A 26,776-nucleotide genomic window follows, 5' to 3' on the forward strand; every position below is an offset into this window, starting at 1 on the left:
TTTTACAACCAAAAAAGAAGGTCGTTATGAATCGTTTTATTATGGCCAACAGTCAGCAATGTCTGGGTTGTCATGCTTGTGAAATCGCCTGTGTCATGGCTCACAATGATGAGCAACATGTCCTGAGCCAACACCATTTTCATCCCCGAATTACGGTTATCAAACATCAGCAGCAACGTAGTGCAGTGACCTGTCACCATTGCGAAGATGCGCCCTGCGCCCGTAGCTGCCCTAATGGCGCAATCAGCCACGTTGATGACAGCATTCAGGTCAATCAGCAAAAGTGTATTGGCTGTAAATCCTGCGTGGTGGCCTGTCCATTTGGTACGATGCAAATCGTCCTTACCCCCGTCGCGGCAGGAAAAGTAAAAGCCACGGCGCATAAATGCGACCTTTGTGCAGGGCGCGAAAACGGTCCTGCTTGTGTCGAGAATTGCCCAGCGGACGCACTGCAACTGGTCACTGACGCCGCACTCTCAGGCATGGCGAAATCCCGCCGCTTGCGTACCGCACGTCAGGAACATCAACCGTGGCATGCCAGTACCGCGGCGCAAGAAATGCCGGTAATGAGTAAAGTCGAGCAAATGCAGGCAACGCCCGCGCGTGGCGAGCCGGACAAACTGGCGATTGAAGCGCGTAAAACCGGTTTTGATGAAATTTATCTGCCATTCCGTGCCGATCAGGCACAACGGGAAGCCTCGCGCTGCCTTAAGTGCGGCGAGCACAGCGTTTGTGAATGGACCTGCCCGCTGCATAACCATATTCCGCAGTGGATTGAACTGGTGAAAGCCGGAAACATCGACGCCGCCGTCGAGCTTTCTCACCAGACCAACACCCTGCCGGAAATTACCGGACGCGTTTGTCCGCAAGACCGTTTGTGTGAAGGAGCCTGTACTATTCGCGATGAGCACGGTGCAGTAACTATCGGCAACATTGAACGCTACATTTCAGATCAGGCGTTGGCGAAAGGTTGGCGTCCTGACTTAAGCCATGTCACCAAAGTGGACAAGCGGGTGGCGATTATCGGTGCAGGTCCGGCAGGGCTGGCCTGTGCGGATGTTCTGACCCGCAATGGCGTGGCGGTGACGGTGTACGATCGCCATCCAGAAATTGGTGGCTTGCTCACTTTCGGCATTCCTTCTTTCAAACTGGATAAATCCCTGCTGGCACGCCGTCGGGAAATCTTCAGCGCGATGGGGATTCACTTCGAACTCAATTGTGAAGTGGGTAAAGATGTCTCTTTGGATTCGCTTTTGGAACAATACGACGCGGTCTTCGTTGGCGTAGGCACTTACCGTTCCATGAAAGCGGGTTTACCCAATGAAGATGCGCCGGGCGTTTATGACGCCCTGCCGTTCCTCATCGCCAACACTAAACAGGTGATGGGACTCGAAGAGCTACCGGAAGAGCCGTTTATCAATACCGCCGGACTCAACGTCGTGGTACTGGGCGGCGGCGACACCGCGATGGACTGTGTGCGTACTGCGCTGCGCCACGGCGCGAGTAACGTTACCTGCGCTTATCGTCGTGATGAAGCTAACATGCCAGGCTCGAAGAAAGAGGTGAAGAACGCCCGCGAAGAGGGGGCCAACTTCGAATTTAACGTCCAGCCGGTGGCGCTTGAGCTGAATGAACAAGGTCACGTTTGCGGGATTCGTTTCCTGCGTACGCGTCTTGGCGAGCCGGATGCCCAGGGGCGTCGGCGTCCAGTACCGGTGGAAGGCAGTGAATTTGTCATGCCAGCCGACGCGGTGATTATGGCGTTTGGCTTCAATCCGCACGGGATGCCGTGGCTGGAGTCGCACGGTGTAACGGTAGACAAATGGGGCCGCATCATCGCGGATGTGGAAAGCCAGTACCGTTATCAGACCACGAATCCGAAAATCTTCGCCGGTGGTGACGCCGTGCGTGGTGCGGATCTGGTGGTTACCGCAATGGCAGAAGGACGTCATGCGGCACAGGGGATTATTGACTGGCTGGGGGTAAAATCAGTCAAATCTCACTGATAGCCTGCGCAGACAAACCCGGCTTCACAGCGTAAGATAATTGTTCATTTCGCGCTGTGGAGTCGGTATGACGCAACAAATCACCCTCATTAAAGACAAAATTCTCTCCGATAACTATTTCACCCTGCACAACATTACTTACGATCTCACGCGCAAAGATGGCGAAGTTATCCGTCATAAACGTGAAGTTTACGATCGCGGTAATGGTGCAACGATCCTCCTGTACAACGCGAAGAAAAAGACTGTAGTTCTGATTCGTCAGTTCCGCGTCGCTACCTGGGTTAATGGCAATGAAAGCGGGCAGCTGATTGAAACCTGCGCCGGGCTGCTGGATAACGACGAACCGGAAGTGTGCATTCGCAAAGAAGCGATTGAAGAGACGGGCTATGAAGTGGGCGAAGTGCGCAAATTATTTGAACTGTATATGTCGCCTGGCGGTGTGACTGAGCTAATCCACTTTTTTATCGCCGAATACAGTGACAGCCAGCGCGCTAACGCCGGCGGTGGTGTCGAAGATGAAGATATTGAAGTGCTCGAGCTGCCGTTCAACAAGGCGCTGGAGATGATCAAAACTGGCGAGATACGTGACGGTAAGACGGTGTTATTGCTTAACTATTTGCAAATGTCACATTTAATGGACTGAAAAATAACAATAATATTTCGTTGTTTATTATTGGCTCAATCCGATAAATCCGATTGAGCCGCGCTACCTGCGCAACGAAGATACGACTTGTGCTGTTTGTTTGAACTTCTGGGGTCGTACCGTCCATGCGCTATCGCATTTTCCTTCTCTTTTTTTTCGCTTTGTTGCAGACGTCTTTGGTGTGGGCGGCACCAGCGCAACGGGCGTTTTCCGACTGGCAGGTCACCTGTAATAACCAAAACTTCTGCGTGGCGCGTAATACGGGCGATCATAACGGACTGGTGATGACCCTGAGCCGCAGCGCCGGGGCGCATACGGATGCCGTTTTACGTATTGAGCGCGGCGGGTTGAAGTCGCCGGATGCGTCTGAAGGGGAGATAGCGCCACGGCTGCTGTTAGATGGCGAGCCGTTGGCGTTAAGTGGTGACAAGTGGCGGATTTCACCATGGTTATTAGTAACCGATGATACGGCAACCATCACCGCGTTTTTGCAGATGATTCAGGAAGGGAAGGCAATCACCTTACGCGATGGCAATCAGACCATTTCTCTGAATGGCTTAAAAGCGGCGTTGTTGTTTATTGATGCTCAGCAAAAGCGCGTTGGCAGTGAAACCGCGTGGATAAAGAAAGGGGACGAACCGCCGCTCAGCGTACCGCCCGCGCCTGCGCTGAAAGAGGTCGCGGTGGTTAACCCAACGCCGACGCCACTCTCACTCGAAGAACGCAACGATTTGCTGGATTATGGAAACTGGCGGATGAATGGTCTGCGCTGCTCGCTTGATCCATTGCGTCGAGAGGTAAATGTCACTGCGCTGACCGATGATAAAGCGCTGATGATGATTAGCTGTGAGGCAGGGGCCTATAACACCATTGATTTGGCCTGGATTGTGTCGCGTAAAAAGCCACTGGCCTCGCGCCCGGTTCGGTTACGTTTGCCGTTCAACAGCGGTCAGGAGACGAATGAACTGGAACTGATGAACGCAACATTCGATGAAAAATCGCGTGAACTGGTGACCTTAGCGAAAGGGCGCGGATTAAGCGATTGTGGCATTCAGGCGCGCTGGCGCTTTGACGGTCAGCGTTTTCGCCTGGTGCGTTACGCCGCAGAACCCACCTGCGATAACTGGCATGGGCCAGACGCCTGGCCCACGTTGTGGATCACCCGTTAAACAAAATCCCAGATGCGCCCCTAAAAAGCGCACGGACCGTCCCCTCGCCCCTCTGGGGAGAGGGTTAGGGTGAGGGGAACATATAGCATCCGGCGATCACCATCAGGCACCTTTCACTCCCAGCACCTTATGCGCTTTTGCCACAATATTCTCGGCGGTAAAGCCAAAGAACGGGAACAGCTTATCTGCCGGAGCAGATTCCCCATAGCCGGTCATCCCGACAATTGCCCCTTTCAGACCAACATATTTGTACCAGTAATCGGCGATGCCTGCTTCCACCGCCACGCGAGCCGCAACGTTAGAAGGCAACACCGACTCCCGATATTCCTCATCCTGGGCGTCGAAAATATCGGTCGAGGGCAGCGAAACTACGCGTACATTGCGACCTTCTCCTGCTAATTTCTCTGCCGCTTGCAGGGTGATTTCCATCTCTGAACCGGTGGCAATCAGAATAATATCCGGCTTGCCGCCGCTGTCTTTCAACACATAACCACCACGAGCAATCTCTTTAACCTGATCCGGCGTACGTTCCACCTGGGCCAGATTCTGCCTGGAGAGGATCAGTGCCGTCGGTCCGTTGTGGCGCTCAACCGCCAGCTTCCAGCCCACCGCCGCTTCCACCTGATCGCACGGTCGCCAGGTGCTGAAATTTGGCGTTAAGCGCAGACTGGCCAGTTGCTCAACAGCCTGGTGCGTAGGACCATCTTCGCCCAGACCAATTGAGTCGTGGGTATAAACCATAATCTGCCGCGCTTTCATCAGTGCCGCCATCCGCGCGGCGTTACGGGCGTATTCAACAAACATCAGGAACGTCGCGGTATACGGCACAAAGCCGCCGTGGTGCGCAATGCCGTTGGCGATAGCGGTCATGCCAAATTCACGCACCCCGTAGTGAATGTAGTTGCCCGCCGGATCTTCCTTCAGCGACACAGAACCTTTCCAGATGGTGAGGTTGCTGGGAGCCAGATCTGCCGAACCGCCGAGCAGCTCCGGTAGCAAGGGGCCATAAGCGTTAAGCGTATTTTGCGAAGCCTTACGGGTGGCGATTTTCGCCGGATTCGCCTGCAACTCATTGATATATTTCTGAGTCGTTTTCTCCCAGTCCTTCGGTAAACCGCCGCTCATCCGACGGGTAAACTCTTCTGCCAGTTGCGGATGGACCTTTTTATAGGCGGCAAACTTCTCATTCCAGCTCTGCTGCGCTTTTTCGCCTTTTTCGCGGGCATCCCAGGCGTGATAAATCTCTTTAGGGATTTCAAATGGCGGATGGTGCCAGCCCAGTTTTTGCCGTGCCAGCGCCACTTCTTCTTCCCCCAGTGGTGCGCCGTGCGCCTCTTCCTTACCTGCTTTATTCGGCGATCCAAAGCCAATCACCGTACGGCAGATAATCAGCGACGGCTTATCTTTCACGCTTTGCGCTTCAAGGATCGCTTCCTTCACCGCCTGCGGATCGTGACCGTCGATCTCGTGGATCACATGCCAGTGATAGGCTTCAAAACGTTTTGCCGTATCGTCGGTAAACCAGCCTTCGGTTTCACCGTCGATGGAAATACCGTTGTGATCGTAAAAACCAATCAGCTTGCCCAGTCCCAGCGTGCCCGCCAGCGAACAGACTTCGTGGGAAATACCTTCCATCAGGCAGCCGTCGCCCATAAACACATAGGTGAAGTGATCGACAATTTCATGATCCGGCTGGTTAAACTGCGCCGCCAGCGTACGTTCTGCTATCGCCAGTCCGACGGCGTTCGCCAAACCTTGTCCAAGTGGACCGGTGGTGGTTTCAACACCTGGCGTATAACCAATCTCCGGGTGACCTGGGGTTTTTGAATGCAACTGACGGAAGTTCTTCAGCTCTTCCAGCGGCAGGTCGTAACCGGTCAGATGCAGCAAACTGTAGAGCAGCATCGACGCGTGACCGTTGGAAAGAATAAAGCGGTCGCGATCATACCAGGTTGGGTCGGTGGGGTTATGTTTAAGAAAATCGTTCCACAGCACTTCAGCAATATCAGCCATGCCCATCGGCGCGCCGGGATGACCAGAATTGGCTTTTTGTACCGCATCCATACTGAGTGCGCGAATCGCATTGGCAAGGTCTTTTCGGGACATATAACACTCCGTGGCTGGTTTATAGTTTGGCGGCAAGAAGATCTTCCAGTTTGCGTTGATCAACGGCGAACAGACGAATGCCTTCAGACAGTTTTTCTACCGCCATCGCATCCTGATTGTGCTCCCAACGGAACTCCGCTTCGCTCATGGGAGCGGGGCGTGGGAACGTCTGAGAAGGTGGGATTAATTTACGTACCACTGGCGAAACTTTTTCCTGCAGCTCCTTCAGCAAATTCGGTGCGATAGTCAGTCGATCGCAGCCGGTTAAGGCGAGGATTTGTTCGGTGCGACGGAAGCTCGCGCCCATCACAATGGTTTCATAGTGGTGTTGCTTATAGTAGTCGTAGATATTGCGTACTGATTTAACGCCTGGATCTTCTTCCACCACATACGGGTCCATCGGCTTGCGTGCCTGATACCAGTCATAAATACGCCCGACAAACGGCGAAATTAGAAATACGCCTGCTTCTGCACAGGCCCGCGCCTGTGCAAAAGAAAACAGCAGTGTCAGGTTGCAGTTAATACCTTCTTTTTCCAGCTCTTCTGCCGCGCGAATTCCTTCCCAGGTTGAAGCCAGCTTGATCAAAATACGTGATTTCTCAACGCCTTGTTGCTGATACAAGTCCACCAGATGGCGCGCTTTCTCAATACTCTTTTCTTTATCAAAAGAGAGGCGTGCATCAACTTCTGTTGACACGCGACCGGGTACGATTTTGAGAATTTCAGCACCGAAATTGACCGCCAGTTTGTCACACGCTGCGACCACCTGTTGTTCCTGGGTTTTGCCATTTTTTCTACCCCAGGCGATAGCATCGTCTATTAAATGCTCATATTGTGATAATCCGGCAGCCTTGAGTAACAGCGAAGGATTGGTGGTGGCATCCTGGGGATGATAATGGCGAATGGACTCAATATCGCCGCTGTCTGCCACGACAGTGGTGAACTGTTTGATGCCGTCTAACTCGTTCATAGGAAATACTCCTTGAAAAGTAAAGTGTTAGATGAGTGCGTTAATTCACACTTCTGAGAAATTTCGCTAAACGCATCAAAAAAGCATAGCAGACAGGCATGGTATTGCTGGATTAAGCAGGTAACATCAGTGTTATAGGATTATTACCAAAACATTATATTAATGGTGAGAGTTTGGACTTGCTCAAAGTCTGTAGACTCCGGCAAGGTAATAATGTGCGCCACGTTGTGGGCAGGGGCTGTTGCCCACACACTTTATTTGTGAACGTTACGTGAAAGGAACAACCAAATGGATGACCAGTTAAAACAAAGTGCACTTGATTTCCATGAATTTCCAGTTCCAGGGAAAATCCAGGTTTCTCCAACCAAGCCTCTGGCAACGCAGCGCGATCTGGCGCTGGCCTACTCACCAGGCGTTGCCGCACCTTGTCTTGAAATCGAAAAAGACCCGTTAAAAGCCTACAAATATACCGCGCGTGGTAACCTGGTGGCGGTGATCTCTAACGGTACGGCAGTGCTGGGGTTAGGCAACATTGGCGCGCTGGCAGGCAAACCGGTGATGGAAGGCAAGGGCGTTCTGTTTAAGAAATTCGCCGGGATTGATGTATTTGACATTGAAGTTGATGAACTCGACCCGGACAAATTTATTGAAGTCGTCGCCGCGCTTGAACCGACCTTCGGCGGCATCAACCTCGAAGACATTAAAGCGCCAGAATGTTTCTATATTGAACAGAAACTGCGCGAGCGGATGAATATTCCGGTATTCCACGACGATCAGCACGGCACGGCAATCATCAGCACTGCCGCCATCCTCAACGGTTTGCGCGTGGTGGAGAAAAACATCTCCGACGTGCGGATGGTGGTTTCCGGCGCGGGTGCCGCAGCAATCGCCTGTATGAACCTGCTGGTAGCGCTGGGTCTGCAAAAACATAACATCGTGGTTTGCGACTCAAAAGGCGTTATCTATCAGGGCCGTGAGCCAAACATGGCGGAAACCAAAGCCGCATATGCGGTGGTGGATGACGGCAAACGTACCCTCGATGATGTGATTGAAGGTGCGGATATTTTCCTCGGCTGTTCCGGCCCGAAAGTGCTGACCCAGGAAATGGTGAAGAAAATGGCCCGTGCGCCAATGATCCTGGCGCTGGCGAACCCGGAACCGGAAATTCTGCCGCCGCTGGCGAAAGAAGTGCGTCCGGATGCCATCATCTGTACCGGCCGTTCCGACTACCCGAACCAGGTGAACAACGTTCTTTGCTTCCCGTTCATCTTCCGTGGCGCGCTGGACGTTGGCGCAACCGCCATCAACGAAGAGATGAAACTGGCGGCGGTACGCGCGATTGCAGAACTGGCCCATGCGGAACAGAGTGAAGTGGTGGCTTCAGCTTATGGCGATCAGGATCTGAGCTTTGGTCCGGAATACATCATTCCAAAACCGTTTGATCCGCGCTTGATCGTTAAGATCGCTCCTGCGGTCGCTAAAGCAGCGATGGAGTCCGGCGTGGCGACGCGTCCGATTGCTGATTTCGACGTCTACATCGACAAGCTGACGGAGTTCGTTTACAAAACCAACCTGTTTATGAAGCCGATTTTTTCCCAGGCTCGCAAAGCGCCGAAGCGCGTCGTTCTGCCGGAAGGTGAAGAGGCGCGCGTTCTGCATGCCACTCAGGAACTGGTAACGCTGGGGCTGGCGAAACCGATCCTTATCGGTCGTCCGAACGTGATCGAAATGCGCATTCAGAAACTGGGCTTGCAGATCAAAGCGGGTGTTGATTTTGAGATCGTCAATAACGAATCCGATCCGCGCTTTAAAGAGTACTGGACCGAATACTTCCAGATCATGAAGCGTCGCGGTGTCACTCAGGAACAGGCGCAGCGTGCATTGATCAGTAACCCGACAGTGATTGGCGCGATCATGGTTCAGCGTGGCGAAGCCGATGCAATGATCTGCGGTACGGTGGGCGATTATCATGAACATTTTAGCGTGGTGAAAAATGTCTTTGGTTATCGCGATGGCGTTCACACCGCAGGTGCCATGAACGCGCTGCTGCTGCCGAGTGGTAACACCTTTATTGCCGATACCTACGTCAATGACGAACCAGACGCAGAAGAGCTTGCGGAGATCACCTTGATGGCGGCAGAAACTGTTCGTCGTTTTGGTATTGAGCCGCGTGTGGCTCTGTTGTCTCACTCCAACTTTGGTTCTTCTGACTGCCCGTCGTCGAGCAAAATGCGTCAGGCGCTGGAACTGGTCAGGGAACGTGCACCAGAACTGATGATTGATGGTGAAATGCACGGCGATGCAGCGCTGGTGGAAGCGATTCGCAGCGACCGTATGCCGGACAGCCCTTTGAAAGGTTCCGCTAATATTCTGGTGATGCCGAACATGGAAGCTGCCCGCATTAGTTACAACTTACTGCGTGTTTCCAGCTCGGAAGGTGTGACTGTCGGTCCGGTGCTGATGGGCGTGGCGAAACCGGTTCACGTGTTAACGCCGATCGCATCGGTACGTCGTATCGTCAACATGGTGGCGCTGGCCGTGGTTGAAGCGCAAACCCAACCGCTGTAATTCTTTTTTAACTCTCACGCTTACCCTGAATATTCAGGGTAAGCGGTTTAGCTGCAATATATTAGTAAAGCTTATTACTGAGTTTGCGAATAATAAAAAAAGCAGTATATAAAATATCTCGAGATTATTTTATTTATATTCATGCGTCGCATATGAAAGTTTATTCATAACAGTAATTATCTCTCCATTCTTAGTGATCTACCTCACCTTTTAAACGTACTTGCCGAATTTTGTTATTTACTCTGACGAAAAATTGTCACGATACACGAAAGTTTTTCACAGGCGGCGACTCATGGATAAAGAACGCATCATTCAGGAATTTGTGCCCGGCAAACAGGTCACGCTGGCGCATCTCATCGCGCATCCCGGCGAGGAACTGGCGAAGAAAATCGGCGTTCCGGATGCTGGCGCAATCGGCATTATGACGCTAACTCCTGGCGAAACGGCGATGATCGCCGGTGATTTAGCATTGAAAGCCGCTGATGTGCATATCGGTTTTCTCGACCGCTTCAGCGGTGCATTGGTGATTTATGGCTCGGTGGGTGCAGTAGAAGAAGCGTTATCACAAACCGTCAGCGGTTTAGGGCGTTTATTAAATTATACGCTTTGTGAAATGACCAAAAGTTAATACGAGGCATTCATGAAACGAATTGCGTTTGTGGGTACCGTCGGGGCAGGAAAAACAACGTTATTTAATGCGTTGCAGGGAGATTATACCCTCGCCAGAAAAACGCAGGCCGTAGAATTTAATGATAAGGGTGATATTGATACGCCGGGTGAATATTTTAGCCATCCCCGCTGGTATCACGCCTTAATTACCACGCTACAGGATGTGGACATGCTGATCTATGTCCACGGCGCGAATGACCCGGAAAGTCGGTTGCCTGCCGGGTTGCTGGATATTGGCGTCAGCAAACGGCAAATCGCCGTCATCAGTAAAACGGACATGCCAGATGCTGACGTCGCCGCAACGCGAAAATTATTGCTTGAGACGGGCTTCGAAGAGCCGATTTTCGAGCTAAACAGCCACGACCCGCAAAGCGTGCAGCAACTGGTGGATTATCTGGCATCTCTCACCAAACAGGAGGAAGCAGGTGAAAAAACTCATCACAGCGAATGATATTCGTGAAGCACACGCGCGCGGCGAACAGGCAATGTCCGTGGTTCTGCGCGCCAGCATTATTACCCCGGAAGCCCGTGAAGTGGCAGATCTACTGGGTTTTACCATCACTGAATGTGATGAATCGACCCCGGTAACGGCGTCCGTTCCCGCCAGCGTGCCAGCCGATAAAACCGAAAGCCAGCGCATCCGCGAAACCATCATTGCCCAGCTGCCGGAAGGCCAGTTTACCGAAAGCCTGGTCGCGCAGCTGATGGAAAAAGTGATGAAGGAAAAACAGTCGCTGGAGCAGGGCGCAATGCAGCCGAGCTTCAAATCGGTGACCGGCAAAGGCGGTATCAAAGTTATTGATGGCAGCAGCGTCAAGTTTGGTCGTTTCGACGGCGCACAGCCACACTGCGTCGGATTAACGGATCTGGTCACCGGAGACGACGGCAGCAGCATGGCCGCTGGTTTTATGCAGTGGGAGAACGCCTTCTTCCCGTGGACCCTGAACTATGACGAAATCGACATGGTACTGGAAGGGGAACTGCACGTTCGCCACGAAGGCGAAACCATGATCGCCAAAGCAGGCGACGTGATGTTTATCCCGAAAGGCTCCAGCATCGAATTTGGTACGACATCCAGCGTGAAATTCCTGTATGTCGCCTGGCCGGCTAACTGGCAATCCCTATGAAAGATTTCATCACCGAAGCATGGCTAAGAGCGAACCATACGCTCAGCGAAGGCGCAGAGATCCATCTCCCTGCGGACAGTCGCCTGACGCCCTCTGCCCGGGAGTTGCTGGAAAGCCGCCATCTGCGCATCAAGTTTATTGACGAGCAGGGCCGCCTGTTTGTTGACGATGAACAGCAGCAGCCGCAGCCCGTTCATGGGCTGACCAGTAGCGATGAACATCCGCAGGCGTGCTGCGAACTGTGCCGCCAGCCGGTGGCGAAAAAGCCGGATACGCTGACTCACCTGTCGGCGGAAAAAATGGTCGCCAAAAGCGATCCGCGCCTGGGTTTTCGCGCGGTTCTCGACAGCACCATTGCGCTGGCAGTGTGGCTGCAAATTGAACTGGCGGAACCGTGGCAGCCGTGGCTGGCGGATATCCGTTCGCGTCTTGGCAACATTATGCGTGCCGATGCGCTGGGGGAACCGCTGGGCGATCAAGCGATTGTCGGGCTTTCTGACGAAGATCTGCATCGGCTTTCTCATCAGCCGCTGCGCTATCTCGACCACGATCATCTGGTGCCGGAAGCCAGCCACGGGCGCGATGCGGCGTTGCTCAATCTGCTACGCACCAAAGTGCGGGAAACCGAAACCGTAGCGGCGCAGGTCTTTATCACCCGCAGCTTTGAAGTATTACGCCCGGACATCTTGCAGGCGCTGAACCGCCTTTCCAGCACGGTCTACGTGATGATGATCCTGAGCGTAACGAAGCCGCCGCTAACGGTGAAGCAGATCCAACAACGACTGGGGGAAACGCAATGATTATTGAACGTTGTCGTGAACTGGCGTTGCGAGCGCCCGCCAGAGTGGTTTTTCCGGATGCGTTAGATCAGCGTGTGCTGAAAGCGGCGCAATATTTACATCAACAAGGTCTGGCAACGCCCATTCTGGTCGCTAATCCGTTTGAACTTCGTCAGTTTGCGCTCAGTCATGGCGTAGCGATGGACGGGCTACAGGTGATTGATCCGCATGGCAACCTCGCAATGCGGGAAGAATTTGCTCATCGCTGGCTGGCCCGCGCGGGCGAAAAAACGCCGCCGGATGCGCTGGAAAAACTTACCGACCCGCTGATGTTCGCCGCAGCAATGGTCAGCGCCGGTAAAGCGGATGTCTGTATCGCGGGCAACCTCTCTTCCACGGCGAATGTGCTGCGTGCCGGATTACGCATTATCGGCTTGCAGCCAGGCTGTAAAACGCTCTCATCCATTTTCCTGATGCTGCCACAGTACAGCGGTCCGGCGTTGGGTTTTGCCGATTGCAGCGTGGTGCCACAGCCGACGGCGGCGCAGTTGGCGGATATCGCGCTTGCCAGCGCCGAAACCTGGCAGGCCATCACCGGAGAAGAACCGCGCGTGGCGATGTTGTCGTTTTCCAGTAACGGCAGCGCCCGTCACCCCTGCGTTGCCAACGTCCAGCAGGCGACAGAAATCGTCCGTGAGCGCGCGCCGCAGTTGGTAGTCGATGGCGAGTTGCAGTTTGACGCCGCCTTCGTGCCGGAAGTGGCGGCGCAAAAAGCGCCTGCCAGCCCGCTACAAGGCAAGGCCAATGTGATGGTTTTTCCGTCGCTGGAAGCCGGAAATATTGGCTACAAAATCGCACAACGACTCGGCGGATATCGTGCCGTCGGGCCATTGATACAAGGACTTGCCGCGCCGATGCACGATCTCTCTCGTGGTTGTAGCGTGCAGGAAATTATCGAGCTGGCGCTGGTGGCAGCTGTGCCGCGTCAGACAGAAGTGAACCGCGAAAGCAGTTTACAAACACTGGTTGAATGAACGGTCCCGTTCTGGACCCTGATAAAGAGGAAAGCACAATGGAAGCATTAGGAATGATCGAAACCCGGGGCCTGGTTGCACTGATTGAGGCTTCTGACGCGATGGTGAAAGCTGCGCGCGTCAAGCTGGTTGGTGTTAAGCAGATTGGCGGCGGCCTGTGTACTGCCATGGTTCGTGGTGATGTTGCAGCCTGTAAAGCCGCGACCGACGCAGGTGCTGCAGCGGCACAGCGTATCGGCGAGCTGGTATCTGTACACGTTATCCCGCGTCCGCACGGCGACCTGGAAGAAGTCTTCCCGATCGGCCTGAAAGGCGATAGCAGCAACCTGTAATCACCCTGTGTGACGTCGATTCGGGCGTCACGCTCTCTCCTTTTTCAGTTTACCTTCCGCGGAGGGTAGGGGGAGCTTTTACCTGAAATACGCCACGGAGGCGGGTATGAAACTGGCAGTCGTCACTGGACAAATTGTTTGTACCGTACGCCATCACGGACTGGCGCATGACAAATTGCTGATGGTGGAAATGATTGATCCACAAGGTAATCCTGACGGGCAATGCGCCGTCGCCATCGACAATATTGGCGCGGGAACCGGGGAGTGGGTGTTGCTGGTGAGTGGCAGTTCCGCCCGCCAGGCGCATAAAAGCGAAACGTCACCGGTCGATCTGTGCGTGATTGGCATCATCGATGAGGTGGTGTCTGGCGGTCAGGTAATTTTCCACAAATAAGGCAGAACATCATGAATCAACAGGATATTGAACAGGTGGTGAAAGCGGTACTGCTGAAAATGCAAAGCAGTGATACGCCGCCCGCCGCCGTTCATGAGATGGGCGTTTTCGCGTCCCTGGATGACGCCGTTGCGGCAGCCAAAATTGCCCAGCAAGGGTTAAAGAGCGTGGCAATGCGCCAGTTAGCCATTGCTGCCATTCGTGAAGCAGGCGAAAAACACGCCAGAGATTTAGCGGAACTTGCCGTCAGTGAAACCGGCATGGGCCGCGTCGAAGATAAATTTGCCAAAAACGTCGCTCAGGCGCGCGGCACACCGGGCGTTGAGTGCCTCTCTCCGCAGGTGCTGACTGGCGACAACGGCCTGACTTTAATTGAAAACGCGCCCTGGGGCGTGGTGGCTTCGGTAACTCCGTCCACCAACCCGGCGGCAACCGTAATTAATAACGCCATCAGCCTGATTGCCGCGGGCAACAGCGTCATTTTTGCCCCGCATCCGGCGGCGAAAAAAGTCTCCCAGCGGGCGATTACGCTGCTCAACCAGGCGATTGTTGCCGCAGGCGGGCCGGAAAACTTACTGGTTACTGTGGCAAATCCGGATATCGAAACCGCGCAACGTTTGTTCAAGTTTCCGGGCATCGGCCTGCTGGTGGTGACCGGCGGCGAAGCGGTAGTAGAAGCGGCGCGTAAACACACCAATAAACGTCTGATTGCCGCAGGCGCTGGCAACCCGCCGGTAGTGGTGGATGAAACCGCTGACCTCGCCCGTGCTGCTCAGTCCATCGTCAAAGGCGCGTCTTTCGATAACAACATCATTTGTGCCGACGAAAAGGTACTGATTGTTGTGGATAGCGTAGCCGATGAACTGATGCGTCTGATGGAAGGCCAGCACGCGGTGAAACTGACCGCAGAGCAGGCGCAGCAGCTGCAACCGGTGTTGCTGAAAAATATCGACGAGCGCGGAAAAGGCACCGTCAGCCGTGACTGGGTTGGTCGCGACGCAGGCAAAATCGCGGCGGCAATCGGCCTTAAAGTTCCGCAAGAAACGCGCCTGCTGTTTGTGGAAACCACCGCAGAACATCCGTTTGCCGTGACTGAACTGATGATGCCGGTGTTGCCCGTCGTGCGCGTCGCCAACGTGGCGGATGCCATTGCGCTGGCGGTGAAACTGGAAGGCGGTTGCCACCACACGGCGGCAATGCACTCGCGCAATATCGAGAACATGAACCAGATGGCGAACGCCATTGATACCAGCATTTTCGTTAAGAACGGACCGTGCATTGCCGGGCTGGGGCTGGGCGGGGAAGGCTGGACCACCATGACCATCACCACGCCAACCGGTGAAGGGGTAACCAGCGCGCGTACGTTTGTCCGTCTGCGTCGCTGTGTATTAGTTGATGCGTTTCGCATTGTTTAAGGAGTAACCGATGGCGCACGACGAACAATGGCTCACCCCGCGTCTGCAAACGGCGGCAACGCTGTGTAACCAGACGCCTGCCGCAACGGAATCTCCGCTGTGGCTGGGGGTGGATCTGGGCACCTGCGATGTGGTGTCGATGGTTGTCGACCGCGACGGTCAGCCGGTGGCGGTATGCCTCGACTGGGCTGATGTGGTCCGCGACGGCATCGTCTGGGATTTCTTCGGTGCGGTCACCATTGTTCGTCGCCATCTCGACACCCTCGAGCAGCAATTCGGTCGCCGTTTTAGCCATGCGGCGACCTCTTTTCCTCCAGGTACGGACCCGCGTATTTCCATCAACGTGCTGGAATCTGCCGGACTGGAAGTGAGCCATGTACTGGATGAGCCAACCGCAGTCGCGGATCTGCTGCAACTGGACAACGCCGGTGTAGTGGATATCGGCGGTGGCACTACTGGTATTGCCATCGTGAAAAAGGGCAAGGTGACGTACTCGGCGGATGAAGCGACCGGCGGACATCACATCTCTCTGACTCTCGCCGGAAATCGTCGTATTTCGCTGGAAGAGGCAGAGCAGTACAAGCGCGGTCACGGTGAAGAGATTTGGCCCGCGGTGAAACCGGTGTACGAAAAAATGGCGGACATTGTTGCCCGGCATATTGAAGGGCAGGGCATTACTGATTTATGGCTGGCGGGCGGCTCTTGTATGCAACCGGGCGTGGCGGAACTGTTTCGCAAACAATTCCCGGCGTTACAGGTGCATTTACCGCAGCACAGTTTGTTTATGACCCCGCTGGCGATCGCCAGTAGCGGGCGAGAGAAAGCGGAGGGGATCTATGCAAAATGAATTGCAGACCGCGCTCTTTCAGGCGTTCGATACCCTGAATCTGCAACGGGTAAAAACATTTAGCGTTCCACCGGTGACGCTTTGCGGTCCGGGCTCGGTGAGCAGTTGCGGACAGCAAGCGCAAACGCGTGGGCTGAAACATCTGTTCGTGATGGCAGACAGCTTTTTGCATCAGGCAGGGATGACCGCCGGGCTGACGCGCAGCCTGGCCGTTAAAGGTATCGCCATGACGCTCTGGCCATGTCCGGTGGGCGAACCGTGCATCACCGACGTGTGTGCAGCCGTGGCACAGTTGCGTGAATCAGGTTGTGACGGGGTGATCGCGTTTGGCGGCGGCTCGGTGCTGGATGCAGCAAAAGCCGTGGCGTTGCTGGTGACGAACCCGGATAGCACGCTGGCAGAGATGTCAGAAACCAGCGTTCTGCAACCGCGCCTGCCGTTGATTGCCATTCCAACGACCGCCGGAACCGGCTCTGAAACCACCAACGTAACGGTGATTATCGACGCGGTGAGCGGGCGCAAGCAGGTGTTAGCCCATGCCTCGCTGATGCCGGATGTGGCGATTCTCGACGCTGCGCTGACCGAAGGCGTGCCGTCGCATGTCACGGCGATGACCGGTATCGACGCGTTAACCCATGCTATTGAAGCGTACAGCGCGCTGAACGCCACACCGTTTACCGACAGTCTGGCGATTGGTGCCATTGCGATGATTGGCAAATCGCTGCCGAAAGCGGTGGGCTACGGTCACGACCTTGCCGCCCGCGAGAGCATGTTGCTGGCTTCATGTATGGCGGGAATGGCGTTTTCCAGTGCGGGGCTTGGGTTGTGCCACGCGATGGCGCATCAGCCAGGGGCGGCGCTGCATATTCCGCACGGTCTGGCGAACGCCATGCTACTGCCAACGGTGATGGAGTTTAACCGGATGGTCTGTCGTGAACGCTTTAGTCAGATTGGTCGGGCGCTGCGAACTAAAAAATCCGACGATCGTGACGCTATTAACGCGGTAAGTGAGCTGATTGCGGAAGTCGGGATCAACAAGCGGCTGGCAGACGTGGGCGCAACCACCGGACATTACGGCGCATGGGCGCAGGCCGCGCTGGAAGATATTTGTCTGCGCAGCAACCCGCGTACCGCCAGCCTGGAGCAGATTGTCGGCCTGTACGCAGCGGCACAATAAATGCCGGATGCGACGCTTGCTGCGTCTTATCCGGCCTACAGGATTGCACATGTAGGGCGGATAAGGCGTTCACGCCGCATCCGCCAGTGGCGCGGTGCAATTGCCGGATGCGACGCTTGCCGCGTCTTATCCGGCCTACAGGATTGCACATGTAGGGCGGATAAGGCGTTCACGCCGCATCCGCCAGTGGCGCGGTGCAATTGCCGGATGCGACGCTTGCCGCGTCTGATCCGGCCTACAGGATTGCACATGTAGGGCGGATAAGGCGTTCACGCCGCATCCGCCAGTGGCGCGGTGCAATTGCCGGATGCAACGCTTGCTGCTCTTATCCGGCCTACAGGATTGCACATGTAGGGCGGATAAGGCGTTTACGCCGCATCCGCCAGTGGCGCGGTGCAATTGCTGGATGCGACGCTTGCTGCGTCTTATCCGGCCTACAGGATTGCACATGTAGGGCGGATAAGGCGTTTACGCCGCATCCGCCAATAAATAACAACTAACAGGGAGTAAAGGCGATGGGAATTAACGAAATCATCATGTACATCATGATGTTCTTTATGCTGATAGCTGCCGTAGACAGGATCCTGTCGCAGTTCGGCGGTTCTGCTCGTTTCCTCGGTAAGTTCGGTAAAAGTATCGAAGGATCCGGCGGGCAGTTTGAAGAAGGCTTTATGGCGATGGGCGCACTGGGCCTGGCGATGGTTGGTATGACCGCGCTGGCACCTGTTCTGGCCCACGTACTCGGGCCGGTGATTATCCCGGTTTACGAAATGCTCGGCGCAAACCCGTCAATGTTCGCCGGAACACTGCTGGCGTGCGATATGGGCGGCTTCTTCCTCGCCAAAGAGCTGGCGGGCGGCGACGTAGCAGCGTGGCTATACTCTGGATTAATTCTCGGGTCGATGATGGGTCCAACGATTGTGTTTTCCATTCCGGTGGCGCTCGGCATTATCGAACCTTCTGACCGTCGTTATCTGGCGCTCGGCGTGCTGGCGGGCATTGTGACCATTCCGATTGGCTGTATTGCCGGTGGTCTGGTGGCTATGTATTCCGGTGTGCAGATCAACGGTCAGCCAGTGGAATTCACCTTTGCCCTGATCCTGATGAACATGATCCCGGTACTTATCGTCGCGGTACTGGTGGCGCTGGGGCTGAAATTCATCCCGGAAAAAATGATCAACGGCTTCCAGATCTTCGCCAAATTCCTCGTTGCATTGATCACCCTCGGTCTTGCCGCTGCGGTAGTGAAATTCCTGCTCGGTTGGGAACTGATCCCCGGTCTGGATCCGATCTTCATGGCTCCAGGCGACAAACCCGGTGAAGTGATGCGCGCCATTGAAGTTATCGGTTCTATCTCCTGCGTGCTGCTGGGGGCGTATCCGATGGTGCTGCTGCTGACTCGCTGGTTTGAAAAACCGCTGATGAGCGTCGGTAAGGTGCTGAATATGAACAACATCGCGGCAGCTGGCATGGTCGCAACCCTTGCCAACAATATCCCGATGTTCGGCATGATGAAGCAGATGGATACCCGCGGCAAAGTGATCAACTGTGCCTTCGCCGTTTCCGCTGCTTTCGCCCTGGGTGACCACTTAGGCTTCGCCGCTGCCAACATGAACGCCATGATCTTCCCGATGATTGTCGGCAAGTTGATCGGCGGCGTAACGGCGATTGGCGTGGCGATGATGCTGGTGCCAAAAGAAGACGCGACCGCGGCCAAAACCGAAGTGGAGGCACAATCGTGAACACTCGCCAGCTACTGAGCGTCGGTATCGATATCGGCACCACCACCACCCAGGTGATCTTCTCCCACCTGGAGCTGGTTAACCGTGCGGCGGTGTCGCAGGTGCCGCGCTACGAATTCATCAAACGCGAAATTAGCTGGCAAAGCCCGGTGTTCTTTACCCCTGTCGATAAACAGGGTGGTTTAAAAGAAGCGGAACTGAAAACCTTAATCCTGGAGCAATATCAGGCTGCGGGCATTGCGCCGGAAAGTGTTGATTCTGGTGCCATCATCATCACCGGTGAAAGCGCGAAAACCCGCAACGCTCGCCCGGCGGTGATGACGCTCTCCCAGTCGCTGGGCGATTTTGTCGTCGCCAGCGCCGGGCCGCATCTCGAATCCGTGATCGCCGGTCACGGTGCCGGGGCGCAAACCCTTTCTGAACAACGGCTGTGTCGGGTACTGAATATCGACATCGGCGGTGGCACCGCGAACTACGCCCTGTTCGATGCCGGAAAAATCAGCGGCACTGCCTGCCTCAACGTCGGTGGTCGCCTGCTGGAAACCGACAGCCAGGGGCGCGTGGTTTACGCTCATAAACCGGGGCAGATGATTGTGGATGAGTGCTTCGGCGCAGGCACCGACGCCCGTTCGCTGACCGGCGCGCAGCTGGTGCAGGTTACCCGGCGGATGGCAGAGCTGATTGTCGAAGTGATTGACGGAACGCTCTCGCCGCTCGCGCAGGCATTAATGCAAACCGGTTTGCTGCCCGCAGGTGTTACGCCCGAAATCATTACGCTTTCTGGCGGCGTGGGCGAATGTTATCGCCACCAGCCCGCCGATCCGTTCTGTTTTGCCGATATCGGCCCGCTTCTGGCAACGGCGCTGCATGACCATCCGCGCCTGCGTGAGATGAACGTGCAGTTTCCAGCGCAAACCGTACGCGCCACGGTGATTGGCGCGGGTGCACATACCCTTTCGCTCTCTGGCAGCACAATCTGGCTGGAGGGCGTACAACTGCCGCTGCGCAATTTGCCGGTGGCGATCCCAATTGATGAAACGGATCTGGTGAGTGCCTGGCAACAGGCGCTGATTCAGCTGGATCTTGATCCCAATTCTGACGCGTACGTGCTGGCGCTTCCCGCCTCGCTGCCTGTGCGTTACGCCGCGGTACTGACGGTCATCAACGCGCTGGTCGATTTCGTCGCGCGTTTTCCGAATCCGCATCCCCTGCTGGTGGTGGCCGGGCAGGACTTTGGTAAAGCTCTGGGCATGTTGTTGCGCCCACAGCTACAACAACTCCCGTTGGCAGTCATTGACGAAGTGATTGTCCGCGCGGGGGACTATATCGACATTGGTACGCCTCTTTTTGGCGGATCGGTTGTGCCGGTGACGGTGAAATCACTCGCATTTCCTTCCTGAGGGAACGACTTATGAAACTAAAGACCACATTGTTCGGCAATGTATATCAGTTTAAGGATGTAAAAGAGGTGCTGGCTAAAGCCAACGAACTGCGTTCGGGGGATGTGCTGGCGGGCGTTGCAGCGGCAAGCTCACAGGAGCGCGTGGCGGCAAAGCAGGTGTTGTCGGAAATGACCGTAGCGGACATCCGCAATAATCCGGTGATTGCCTATGAAGATGACTGCGTGACGCGGCTGATTCAGGACGACGTTAACGAAACGGCCTACAACCAGATTAAAAACTGGAGCATCAGCGAACTGCGTGAGTATGTGCTGAGCGATGAAACCAGCGTGGACGACATTGCCTTTACCCGCAAAGGGCTGACCTCGGAAGTGGTCGCGGCGGTAGCGAAGATTTGCTCCAACGCGGACCTGATCTACGGCGCGAAGAAAATGCCGGTGATCAAAAAGGCCAATACCACCATCGGTATTCCGGGCACCTTCAGCGCCCGCTTGCAGCCAAACGACACCCGTGACGACGTGCAAAGTATCGCCGCGCAAATCTACGAAGGGCTTTCTTTCGGGGTGGGCGATGCGGTGATCGGCGTTAACCCGGTGACTGACGACGTGGAAAACTTAAGCCGCGTGTTGGACACCATCTATGGCGTGATCGACAAATTCAACATTCCGACCCAGGGCTGCGTGCTGGCGCACGTCACCACCCAGATTGAAGCGATCCGTCGTGGCGCACCAGGCGGGCTGATTTTCCAGAGTATCTGCGGCAGCGAAAAAGGGCTGAAAGAGTTTGGCGTGGAACTGGCGATGCTCGACGAAGCGCGCGCAGTGGGCGCGGAGTTCAACCGTATCGCCGGGGAAAACTGCCTCTACTTCGAAACCGGACAAGGCTCTGCGCTATCCGCTGGCGCTAACTTCGGCGCAGACCAGGTGACGATGGAAGCGCGTAACTACGGGCTGGCGCGTCATTACGATCCGTTTATCGTCAACACCGTGGTCGGCTTTATTGGGCCGGAGTATCTCTACAACGACCGCCAGATTATCCGTGCGGGCTTAGAAGATCACTTTATGGGCAAGCTGAGCGGCATCTCTATGGGCTGTGACTGCTGCTACACCAACCACGCTGACGCTGACCAGAACCTCAACGAAAACCTGATGATCCTGCTCGCCACCGCAGGCTGCAACTACATCATGGGGATGCCGCTGGGCGATGACATCATGCTCAACTATCAGACCACCGCATTCCACGACACTGCCACTGTGCGTCAGTTACTCAACCTGCGCCCGTCACCGGAGTTTGAACGCTGGCTGGAAAGCATGGGCATTATGGCAAACGGTCGCCTGACCAAACGGGCGGGCGATCCGTCACTGTTCTTCTGATGACGCGGAGATAACACATCATGGATCAAAAACAGATTGAAGAAATTGTACGCAGCGTGATGGCGTCAATGGGACAAGCGGCCCCCGCGCCGTCAGAAGCAAAGTGCGCCACCACCACCTGTGCGGCACCGGTGACCTCGGAAAGCTGCGCGCTGGATTTAGGCTCTGCGGAAGCAAAAGCGTGGATTGGCGTTGAAAACCCGCATCGCGCAGACGTATTAACAGAACTGCGTCGCAGCACCGTGGCCCGCGTTTGTACCGGTCGTGCCGGTCCGCGTCCGCGTACCCAGGCGTTGCTGCGTTTCCTGGCCGATCACTCTCGTTCGAAAGATACCGTACTGAAAGAAGTGCCGGAAGAGTGGGTGAAAGCGCAGGGCTTGCTGGAAGTCCGCTCTGAAATTAGCGACAAAAATCTCTACCTGACTCGTCCGGATATGGGCCGCCGCCTGTGTGCAGAAGCTGTTGAAGCGCTGAAAGCGCAGTGTGTTGCCAATCCGGACGTGCAGGTCGTTATTTCTGATGGCCTGTCAACTGATGCGATCACCGTGAACTACGAAGAGATCCTGCCACCGCTGATGGCGGGCCTGAAACAGGCCGGGCTGAAAGTCGGTACGCCATTCTTTGTTCGTTATGGTCGCGTGAAGATTGAAGATCAGATCGGTGAGATCCTCGGCGCGAAAGTAGTGATCCTACTGGTGGGGGAACGCCCGGGATTAGGGCAGTCAGAAAGCCTCTCCTGCTACGCCGTTTACTCGCCGCGTATGGCAACCACCGTTGAGGCCGACCGTACCTGTATCTCTAACATTCACCAGGGCGGCACGCCGCCGGTTGAAGCCGCAGCCGTCATTGTGGATTTGGCGAAACGTATGCTGGAGCAGAAAGCATCCGGCATCAACATGACCCGATAAGGAGGCATCATGCCAGCTTTAGATTTGATTCGACCGTCGGTCACCGCCATGCGGGTGATTGCCTCTGTTAACGCCGAATTTGCGCGTGAACTGAAATTGCCGCCGCATATTCGTAGCCTTGGGCTGATTTCTGCTGATTCCGATGACGTCACCTACATTGCGGCTGACGAAGCGACCAAGCAGGCGATGGTCGAAGTGGTGTATGGCCGCTCGCTGTATGCGGGAGCTGCACACGGACCGTCACCGACTGCCGGTGAAGTGCTGATTATGCTCGGTGGGCCAAACCCGGCGGAAGTGCGTGCTGGTCTGGATGCGATGGTTGCGCATATTGAAAATGGCGCGGCTTTCCAGTGGGCTAATGACGCAGAAAACACAGCTTTCCTGGCACATGTAGTTTCGCGTACCGGTTCTTATCTCTCATCAACCGCCGGGATCACGCTTGGCGATCCGATGGCGTATCTGGTGGCACCGCCGCTGGAAGCGACCTACGGCATTGATGCGGCGTTGAAATCTGCCGACGTGCAGCTGGTGACCTATGTCCCGCCGCCGTCTGAAACCAACTACTCGGCAGCATTTTTAACCGGTAGCCAGGCCGCGTGTAAAGCAGCCTGTAACGCTTTTACCGATGCAGTGCTGGAAATCGCGCGTAATCCAATCCAGCGTGCGTAACGGAGGTTGCCGATGATCAATGCACTGGGATTGCTGGAAGTGGACGGCATGGTCGCCGCGATAGATGCAGCGGATGCCATGCTCAAAGCAGCTAACGTTCGTCTGCTCAGTCACGAAGTGCTTGACCCTGGTCGCCTAACGCTGGTGGTGGAAGGCGATCTGGCGGCGTGTCGTGCGGCGCTGGACGCAGGTTGTGCTGCCGCGATGCGTACCGGGCGTGTCATCAGCCGTAAGGAGATCGGTCGGCCAGACGATGACACCCAGTGGCTGGTTACTGGCTTTAACCGCCAGCCGAAGCAACCCGTAAAGGAACCCGACGCGCCAGTTATCGTCGTGGAATCTGCTGACGAGTTGTTGGCGCTGTTAACATCAGTACGTCAGGGAATGACGGCAGGAGAAGTGGCTGCCCACTTTGGCTGGCCGCTGGAAAAAGCCAGAAATGCGCTCGAACAGCTCTTTTCTGCCGGGACGTTACGTAAACGCAGTAGTCGTTATCGTCTCAAGCCCCATTAACCTGTCGGAGGTGCCGGGTGTCCTACAACACCCGGCATTAACATCATGAAAAAGACCCGTACAGCCAATTTGCACCATCTTTATCATGAACCCTTACCCGAAAACCTGAAGCTCACGCCGAAGGTCGAAGTGGATAATGTTCATCAACGACAGACAACGGATGTCTATGAACATGCTTTGACGATTACCGCCTGGCAGCAGATTTACGATCAGCTGCATCCGGGCAAGTTTCATGGTGAATTTACGGAAATTCTACTCGATGATATTCAGGTTTTTCGTGAATACACCGGTCTGGCGCTGCGTCAGTCGTGCCTGGTCTGGCCGAATTCGTTCTGGTTTGGCATTCCGGCGACGCGCGGAGAGCAGGGATTTATCGGTTCGCAATGTCTGGGAAGCGCAGAAATAGCGACGCGCCCTGGTGGAACCGAGTTTGAATTAAGTACGCCGGATGATTACACGATCCTTGGCGTAGTGCTTTCTGAAGATGTCATCACCCGTCAGGCTAACTTTTTGCATAATCCGGATCGGGTATTACATATGCTGCGTAGCCAGTCGGCGTTGGAAGTGAAAGAGCAGCATAAAGCCGCGCTGTGGGGCTTTGTCCAACAGGCGCTGGCGACATTTTGCGAGAACCCGGAAAATCTTCATCAGCCTGCTGTGCGTAAAGTGCTGGGGGATAATTTGCTAATGGCGATGGGGGCGATGCTGGAAGAAGCGCAGCCAATGGTGACGGCGGAAAGCATCAGTCATCAGAGTTACCGTCGGTTGCTTTCCCGCGCCCGTGAATATGTGCTGGAAAACATGTCCGAACCGGTGACGGTGCTGGACTTGTGTAATCAACTGCATGTCAGCCGCCGCACGCTACAAAACGCGTTTCACGCTATTTTAGGCATTGGCCCAAATGCGTGGCTGAAACGCATTCGCCTGAACGCCGTGCGCCGCGAACTGATAAGCCCGTGGTCGCAAAGTATGACGGTAAAAGACGCCGCCATGCAGTGGGGATTCTGGCATCTGGGGCAATTCGCCACGGATTACCAGCAGCTGTTTGCCGAGAAGCCGTCACTGACGCTGCATCAGCGGATGCGGGAATGGGGGTGAGGGAGTTACACCCAATCCCTGACCTTAATAAACTCACTCAACGCCGCTTCCGGGCTGCCATCTTCTGGATGATAATCGTACTCCCAGCGTACCAGCGGCGGCATTGACATCAGGATAGACTCGGTGCGCCCGCCAGTTTGCAAACCAAACAGCGTGCCACGATCCCAGACCAGATTGAACTCGACATAACGACCGCGACGATATAACTGGAAATTGCGCTCGCGCTCGCCGTAGGCCATCGTTTTACGTCGCTCTACAATTGGTAAATAAGCGTTGGTGTAGCCTTTGCCTACCGCCTGCATAAAGGCAAAACAGTGGTCGAAGTCTGGCGTGTTCAGGTCATCAAAGAACAGGCCGCCAATGCCGCGTTGTTCGTTACGATGTTTGAGGTAGAAGTATTCGTCGCACCACTTTTTGTAACGCGGATAAACGTCTTCGCCAAATGGCAGGCACAGGTCACGGGCGGTGCGGTGCCAGTGAATAGCATCGTCTTCAAAGCCATAGAAAGGGGTTAAGTCGAAGCCGCCGCCAAACCACCAGACGGGTTCGGCACCCGGTTTTTCGGCAATAAAAAAGCGCACATTCGCGTGGCTGGTGGGAACATACGGATTATGCGGATGCACTACCAGTGAAACGCCCATCGCCTCGAAACTGCGCCCGGCAAGTTCCGGGCGATGAGCGGTGGCGGAAGCAGGCATCGCCTCACCGTGGACATGTGAAAAGTTGACACCCGCCTGTTCGAAAACACCACCATTACGCAACACCCGGCTACGTCCGCCGCCGCCAGCTTCGCGCTGCCAGCTATCTTCGACAAACTCTGCGCCATCGACGGCGCTCAGCTGCTGACAAATTGTATCCTGAAGGTTGAGCAGGAACTGTTTAACCTGGTGTGCGTCGGGTTTCATCACTTACCGCTTTCTCGAGTGTGCTTTCTGGTTGTCAAACCAGTGGAAATAACTGATCACGCCTTCGGCAATCGCAGTGGCGATTTTCTGGCGAAATGCCGCCGTGCCTAACAGCCGCTCTTCTTCCGGGTTGGTGATAAACGAGGTTTCCACCAGCACCGAAGGAACCGACGGCGATTTCAACACCACAAACGCGGCTTGTTCGGTGTTGCGGCTGTGCAGTTTATGCACCGGCTTAATCTTCTTCAGAATATGCGAGCCGAGCGTCAGGCTGTTTTTAATAGTATCGGTTTGCACCAGATCAAACAGCACTTGCTGCAATAGGTGATCCTTGTCAGTCGCCTTTTTACCAGCAACTTCATCGGCGCGGTTTTCGCGTTCAGACAGGTATTTCGCCATTGCGCTACTTGCACCGCGGTTAGAGAGGGCAAATACCGAAGCACCGGCAGCTTTCGGGTTGGTAAAGCCGTCGGCATGAATTGACATAAACAGATCTGCGCCATGTTTATGGGCGATTTCAACGCGATCGTAAAGTGGGATAAACGTATCGCCAGAACGCGTTAAACGCGCATCAATCCCATGATTACGCAAAATGGAACGGACGTTTTTAGCAATCGCCAGCACCACATGTTTTTCTTTCGAACCGTTGCGTCCGATCGCTCCGGTATCGATCCCACCGTGGCCTGGATCGAGAACAACGACACGTTTGCCGCCAGATTTTTTGGCTTTCGGCTTGCTGTGTCCGTTGCTGGTTTTTAAAGGTTCGTCTTTGGCGATGGCTTGCGACATTCCTGACAACGTCAGGGCAGCCAAACCGGCTTTCAGCACCTGGCGGCGCGAAGTGAGTGTTTTTAGTGGTTTAAAAGTGCTCATACGGCCTGAGTTGTAATAATAAAGTTCCAGATGTTATATCGTATCGCGTAATCCGTTAC

General features: G+C 55.1%; 25 protein-coding genes. 21 read left to right on the forward strand and 4 right to left on the reverse strand.

Annotated elements, in window-relative coordinates; all coding sequences use genetic code 11:
• Positions 1-26 precede the first annotated feature (26 nt).
• The 3 genes from aegA to ACJHYD_RS00645 all read left to right on the forward strand — a co-directional run bounded on the left by aegA (position 27) and on the right by ACJHYD_RS00645 (position 3,818).
• Positions 27-2,006 (forward strand): formate-dependent uric acid utilization protein AegA, encoded by a 1,980-nt coding sequence (gene aegA, locus ACJHYD_RS00635; protein WP_001078843.1) that lies wholly within the window; start codon positions 27-29, stop codon positions 2,004-2,006.
• A gap of 67 nt (positions 2,007-2,073) precedes the next feature.
• The gene (gene nudK / locus ACJHYD_RS00640) at positions 2,074-2,649 is read left to right on the forward strand and encodes a GDP-mannose pyrophosphatase NudK (protein WP_001389740.1); all 576 of its coding nucleotides are present in this window, start codon (positions 2,074-2,076) and stop codon (positions 2,647-2,649) included.
• Positions 2,650-2,774: 125 nt separating this feature from the next.
• Positions 2,775-3,818: a DUF1176 domain-containing protein gene (locus ACJHYD_RS00645; RefSeq protein ID WP_001551444.1), complete on the forward strand. Its 1,044-nt coding sequence runs from the start codon at positions 2,775-2,777 to the stop codon at positions 3,816-3,818.
• A 102-nt stretch (positions 3,819-3,920) separates the two neighbouring features.
• Here the strand turns inward: ACJHYD_RS00645 and tkt are convergent, their stop codons facing one another.
• Complete coding sequence (gene tkt / locus ACJHYD_RS00650; protein ID WP_001551443.1) at positions 3,921-5,924, reverse strand: transketolase; 2,004 nt, start codon at positions 5,922-5,924, stop codon at positions 3,921-3,923.
• A 19-nt stretch (positions 5,925-5,943) separates the two neighbouring features.
• Complete coding sequence (gene tal / locus ACJHYD_RS00655; RefSeq protein ID WP_001003734.1) at positions 5,944-6,894, reverse strand: transaldolase; 951 nt, start codon at positions 6,892-6,894, stop codon at positions 5,944-5,946.
• A 288-nt stretch (positions 6,895-7,182) separates the two neighbouring features.
• On the opposite strand from tal, the gene maeB reads away from it, so the two are divergent.
• The 18 genes from maeB to eutR all read left to right on the forward strand — a co-directional run bounded on the left by maeB (position 7,183) and on the right by eutR (position 24,939).
• Positions 7,183-9,462 carry an NADP-dependent oxaloacetate-decarboxylating malate dehydrogenase gene (maeB, locus tag ACJHYD_RS00660; protein ID WP_000342645.1) on the forward strand — a complete coding sequence of 760 codons (2,280 nt, stop codon included), beginning with the start codon at positions 7,183-7,185 and terminating at the stop codon, positions 9,460-9,462.
• 292 nt (positions 9,463-9,754) lie between these two features.
• The gene (eutS, locus tag ACJHYD_RS00665) at positions 9,755-10,090 is read left to right on the forward strand and encodes an ethanolamine utilization microcompartment protein EutS (RefSeq protein ID WP_000356956.1); all 336 of its coding nucleotides are present in this window, start codon (positions 9,755-9,757) and stop codon (positions 10,088-10,090) included.
• Positions 10,091-10,102: 12 nt separating this feature from the next.
• On the forward strand, positions 10,103-10,582 hold the full coding sequence (eutP, locus tag ACJHYD_RS00670; RefSeq protein WP_000820771.1) for an ethanolamine utilization acetate kinase EutP: 480 nt from the start codon (positions 10,103-10,105) through the stop codon (positions 10,580-10,582).
• A complete protein-coding gene (gene eutQ / locus ACJHYD_RS00675; RefSeq protein WP_000733927.1) occupies positions 10,557-11,258 on the forward strand; it encodes an ethanolamine utilization acetate kinase EutQ in 702 nt (233 codons plus the stop codon). The genes eutP and eutQ overlap by 26 nt, the downstream gene beginning before the upstream one ends.
• Entirely contained in the window at positions 11,255-12,058 is an 804-nt protein-coding gene (gene eutT, locus ACJHYD_RS00680; RefSeq protein WP_001551442.1) for an ethanolamine utilization cob(I)yrinic acid a,c-diamide adenosyltransferase EutT, read from the forward strand. The genes eutQ and eutT overlap by 4 nt, the downstream gene beginning before the upstream one ends.
• Complete coding sequence (gene pta, locus ACJHYD_RS00685) at positions 12,055-13,071, forward strand: phosphate acetyltransferase (RefSeq protein WP_000582969.1); 1,017 nt, start codon at positions 12,055-12,057, stop codon at positions 13,069-13,071. The genes eutT and pta overlap by 4 nt, the downstream gene beginning before the upstream one ends.
• 38 nt (positions 13,072-13,109) lie before the next feature.
• Entirely contained in the window at positions 13,110-13,403 is a 294-nt protein-coding gene (gene eutM / locus ACJHYD_RS00690) for an ethanolamine utilization microcompartment protein EutM (RefSeq protein ID WP_000387713.1), read from the forward strand.
• A 106-nt stretch (positions 13,404-13,509) separates the two neighbouring features.
• Positions 13,510-13,797, forward strand: coding sequence for an ethanolamine utilization microcompartment protein EutN (gene eutN / locus ACJHYD_RS00695; RefSeq protein WP_001551441.1), 288 nt, complete (start codon positions 13,510-13,512; stop codon positions 13,795-13,797).
• Positions 13,798-13,808: 11 nt separating this feature from the next.
• A complete protein-coding gene (locus ACJHYD_RS00700; protein ID WP_001075665.1) occupies positions 13,809-15,212 on the forward strand; it encodes an aldehyde dehydrogenase family protein in 1,404 nt (467 codons plus the stop codon).
• A gap of 10 nt (positions 15,213-15,222) precedes the next feature.
• Positions 15,223-16,059 (forward strand): ethanolamine utilization protein EutJ, encoded by an 837-nt coding sequence (eutJ, locus tag ACJHYD_RS00705; protein WP_001551440.1) that lies wholly within the window; start codon positions 15,223-15,225, stop codon positions 16,057-16,059.
• The gene (gene eutG, locus ACJHYD_RS00710) at positions 16,049-17,236 is read left to right on the forward strand and encodes an ethanolamine utilization ethanol dehydrogenase EutG (protein ID WP_001551439.1); all 1,188 of its coding nucleotides are present in this window, start codon (positions 16,049-16,051) and stop codon (positions 17,234-17,236) included. Before eutJ ends, eutG begins: the two co-directional genes overlap by 11 nt.
• 515 nt (positions 17,237-17,751) lie before the next feature.
• Positions 17,752-18,978, forward strand: coding sequence for an ethanolamine utilization protein EutH (gene eutH, locus ACJHYD_RS00715; protein WP_000512387.1), 1,227 nt, complete (start codon positions 17,752-17,754; stop codon positions 18,976-18,978).
• Positions 18,975-20,378, forward strand: a complete 1,404-nt coding sequence (gene eutA, locus ACJHYD_RS00720) for an ethanolamine ammonia-lyase reactivating factor EutA (RefSeq protein WP_001097497.1) — start codon at positions 18,975-18,977, stop codon at positions 20,376-20,378. The genes eutH and eutA overlap by 4 nt, the downstream gene beginning before the upstream one ends.
• 11 nt (positions 20,379-20,389) lie before the next feature.
• Positions 20,390-21,751, forward strand: coding sequence for an ethanolamine ammonia-lyase subunit alpha (gene eutB, locus ACJHYD_RS00725; RefSeq protein WP_000769961.1), 1,362 nt, complete (start codon positions 20,390-20,392; stop codon positions 21,749-21,751).
• Between the two features lie 20 nt (positions 21,752-21,771).
• Complete coding sequence (gene eutC / locus ACJHYD_RS00730; protein ID WP_000372321.1) at positions 21,772-22,659, forward strand: ethanolamine ammonia-lyase subunit beta; 888 nt, start codon at positions 21,772-21,774, stop codon at positions 22,657-22,659.
• Between the two features lie 9 nt (positions 22,660-22,668).
• Positions 22,669-23,328 (forward strand): ethanolamine utilization microcompartment protein EutL, encoded by a 660-nt coding sequence (gene eutL, locus ACJHYD_RS00735; protein WP_001111038.1) that lies wholly within the window; start codon positions 22,669-22,671, stop codon positions 23,326-23,328.
• A 12-nt stretch (positions 23,329-23,340) separates the two neighbouring features.
• Positions 23,341-23,841, forward strand: coding sequence for an ethanolamine utilization microcompartment protein EutK (gene eutK / locus ACJHYD_RS00740; RefSeq protein WP_001314924.1), 501 nt, complete (start codon positions 23,341-23,343; stop codon positions 23,839-23,841).
• A gap of 45 nt (positions 23,842-23,886) precedes the next feature.
• Positions 23,887-24,939 (forward strand): HTH-type transcriptional regulator EutR, encoded by a 1,053-nt coding sequence (eutR, locus tag ACJHYD_RS00745; protein ID WP_000753708.1) that lies wholly within the window; start codon positions 23,887-23,889, stop codon positions 24,937-24,939.
• 5 nt (positions 24,940-24,944) lie between these two features.
• On the opposite strand, the gene hemF is transcribed toward eutR, so the two are convergent.
• Together hemF and amiA are read right to left on the reverse strand one after the other, a co-directional pair.
• A complete protein-coding gene (gene hemF, locus ACJHYD_RS00750) occupies positions 24,945-25,844 on the reverse strand; it encodes an oxygen-dependent coproporphyrinogen oxidase (RefSeq protein WP_001314923.1) in 900 nt (299 codons plus the stop codon).
• Between the two features lie 3 nt (positions 25,845-25,847).
• On the reverse strand, positions 25,848-26,717 hold the full coding sequence (gene amiA, locus ACJHYD_RS00755; RefSeq protein ID WP_000102892.1) for an N-acetylmuramoyl-L-alanine amidase AmiA: 870 nt from the start codon (positions 26,715-26,717) through the stop codon (positions 25,848-25,850).
• Positions 26,718-26,776 lie beyond the last annotated feature (59 nt).

This window comes from Escherichia sp. WS1368, from assembly GCF_046487485.1.
In the GTDB taxonomy this organism is placed as follows: domain Bacteria; phylum Pseudomonadota; class Gammaproteobacteria; order Enterobacterales; family Enterobacteriaceae; genus Escherichia; species Escherichia coli.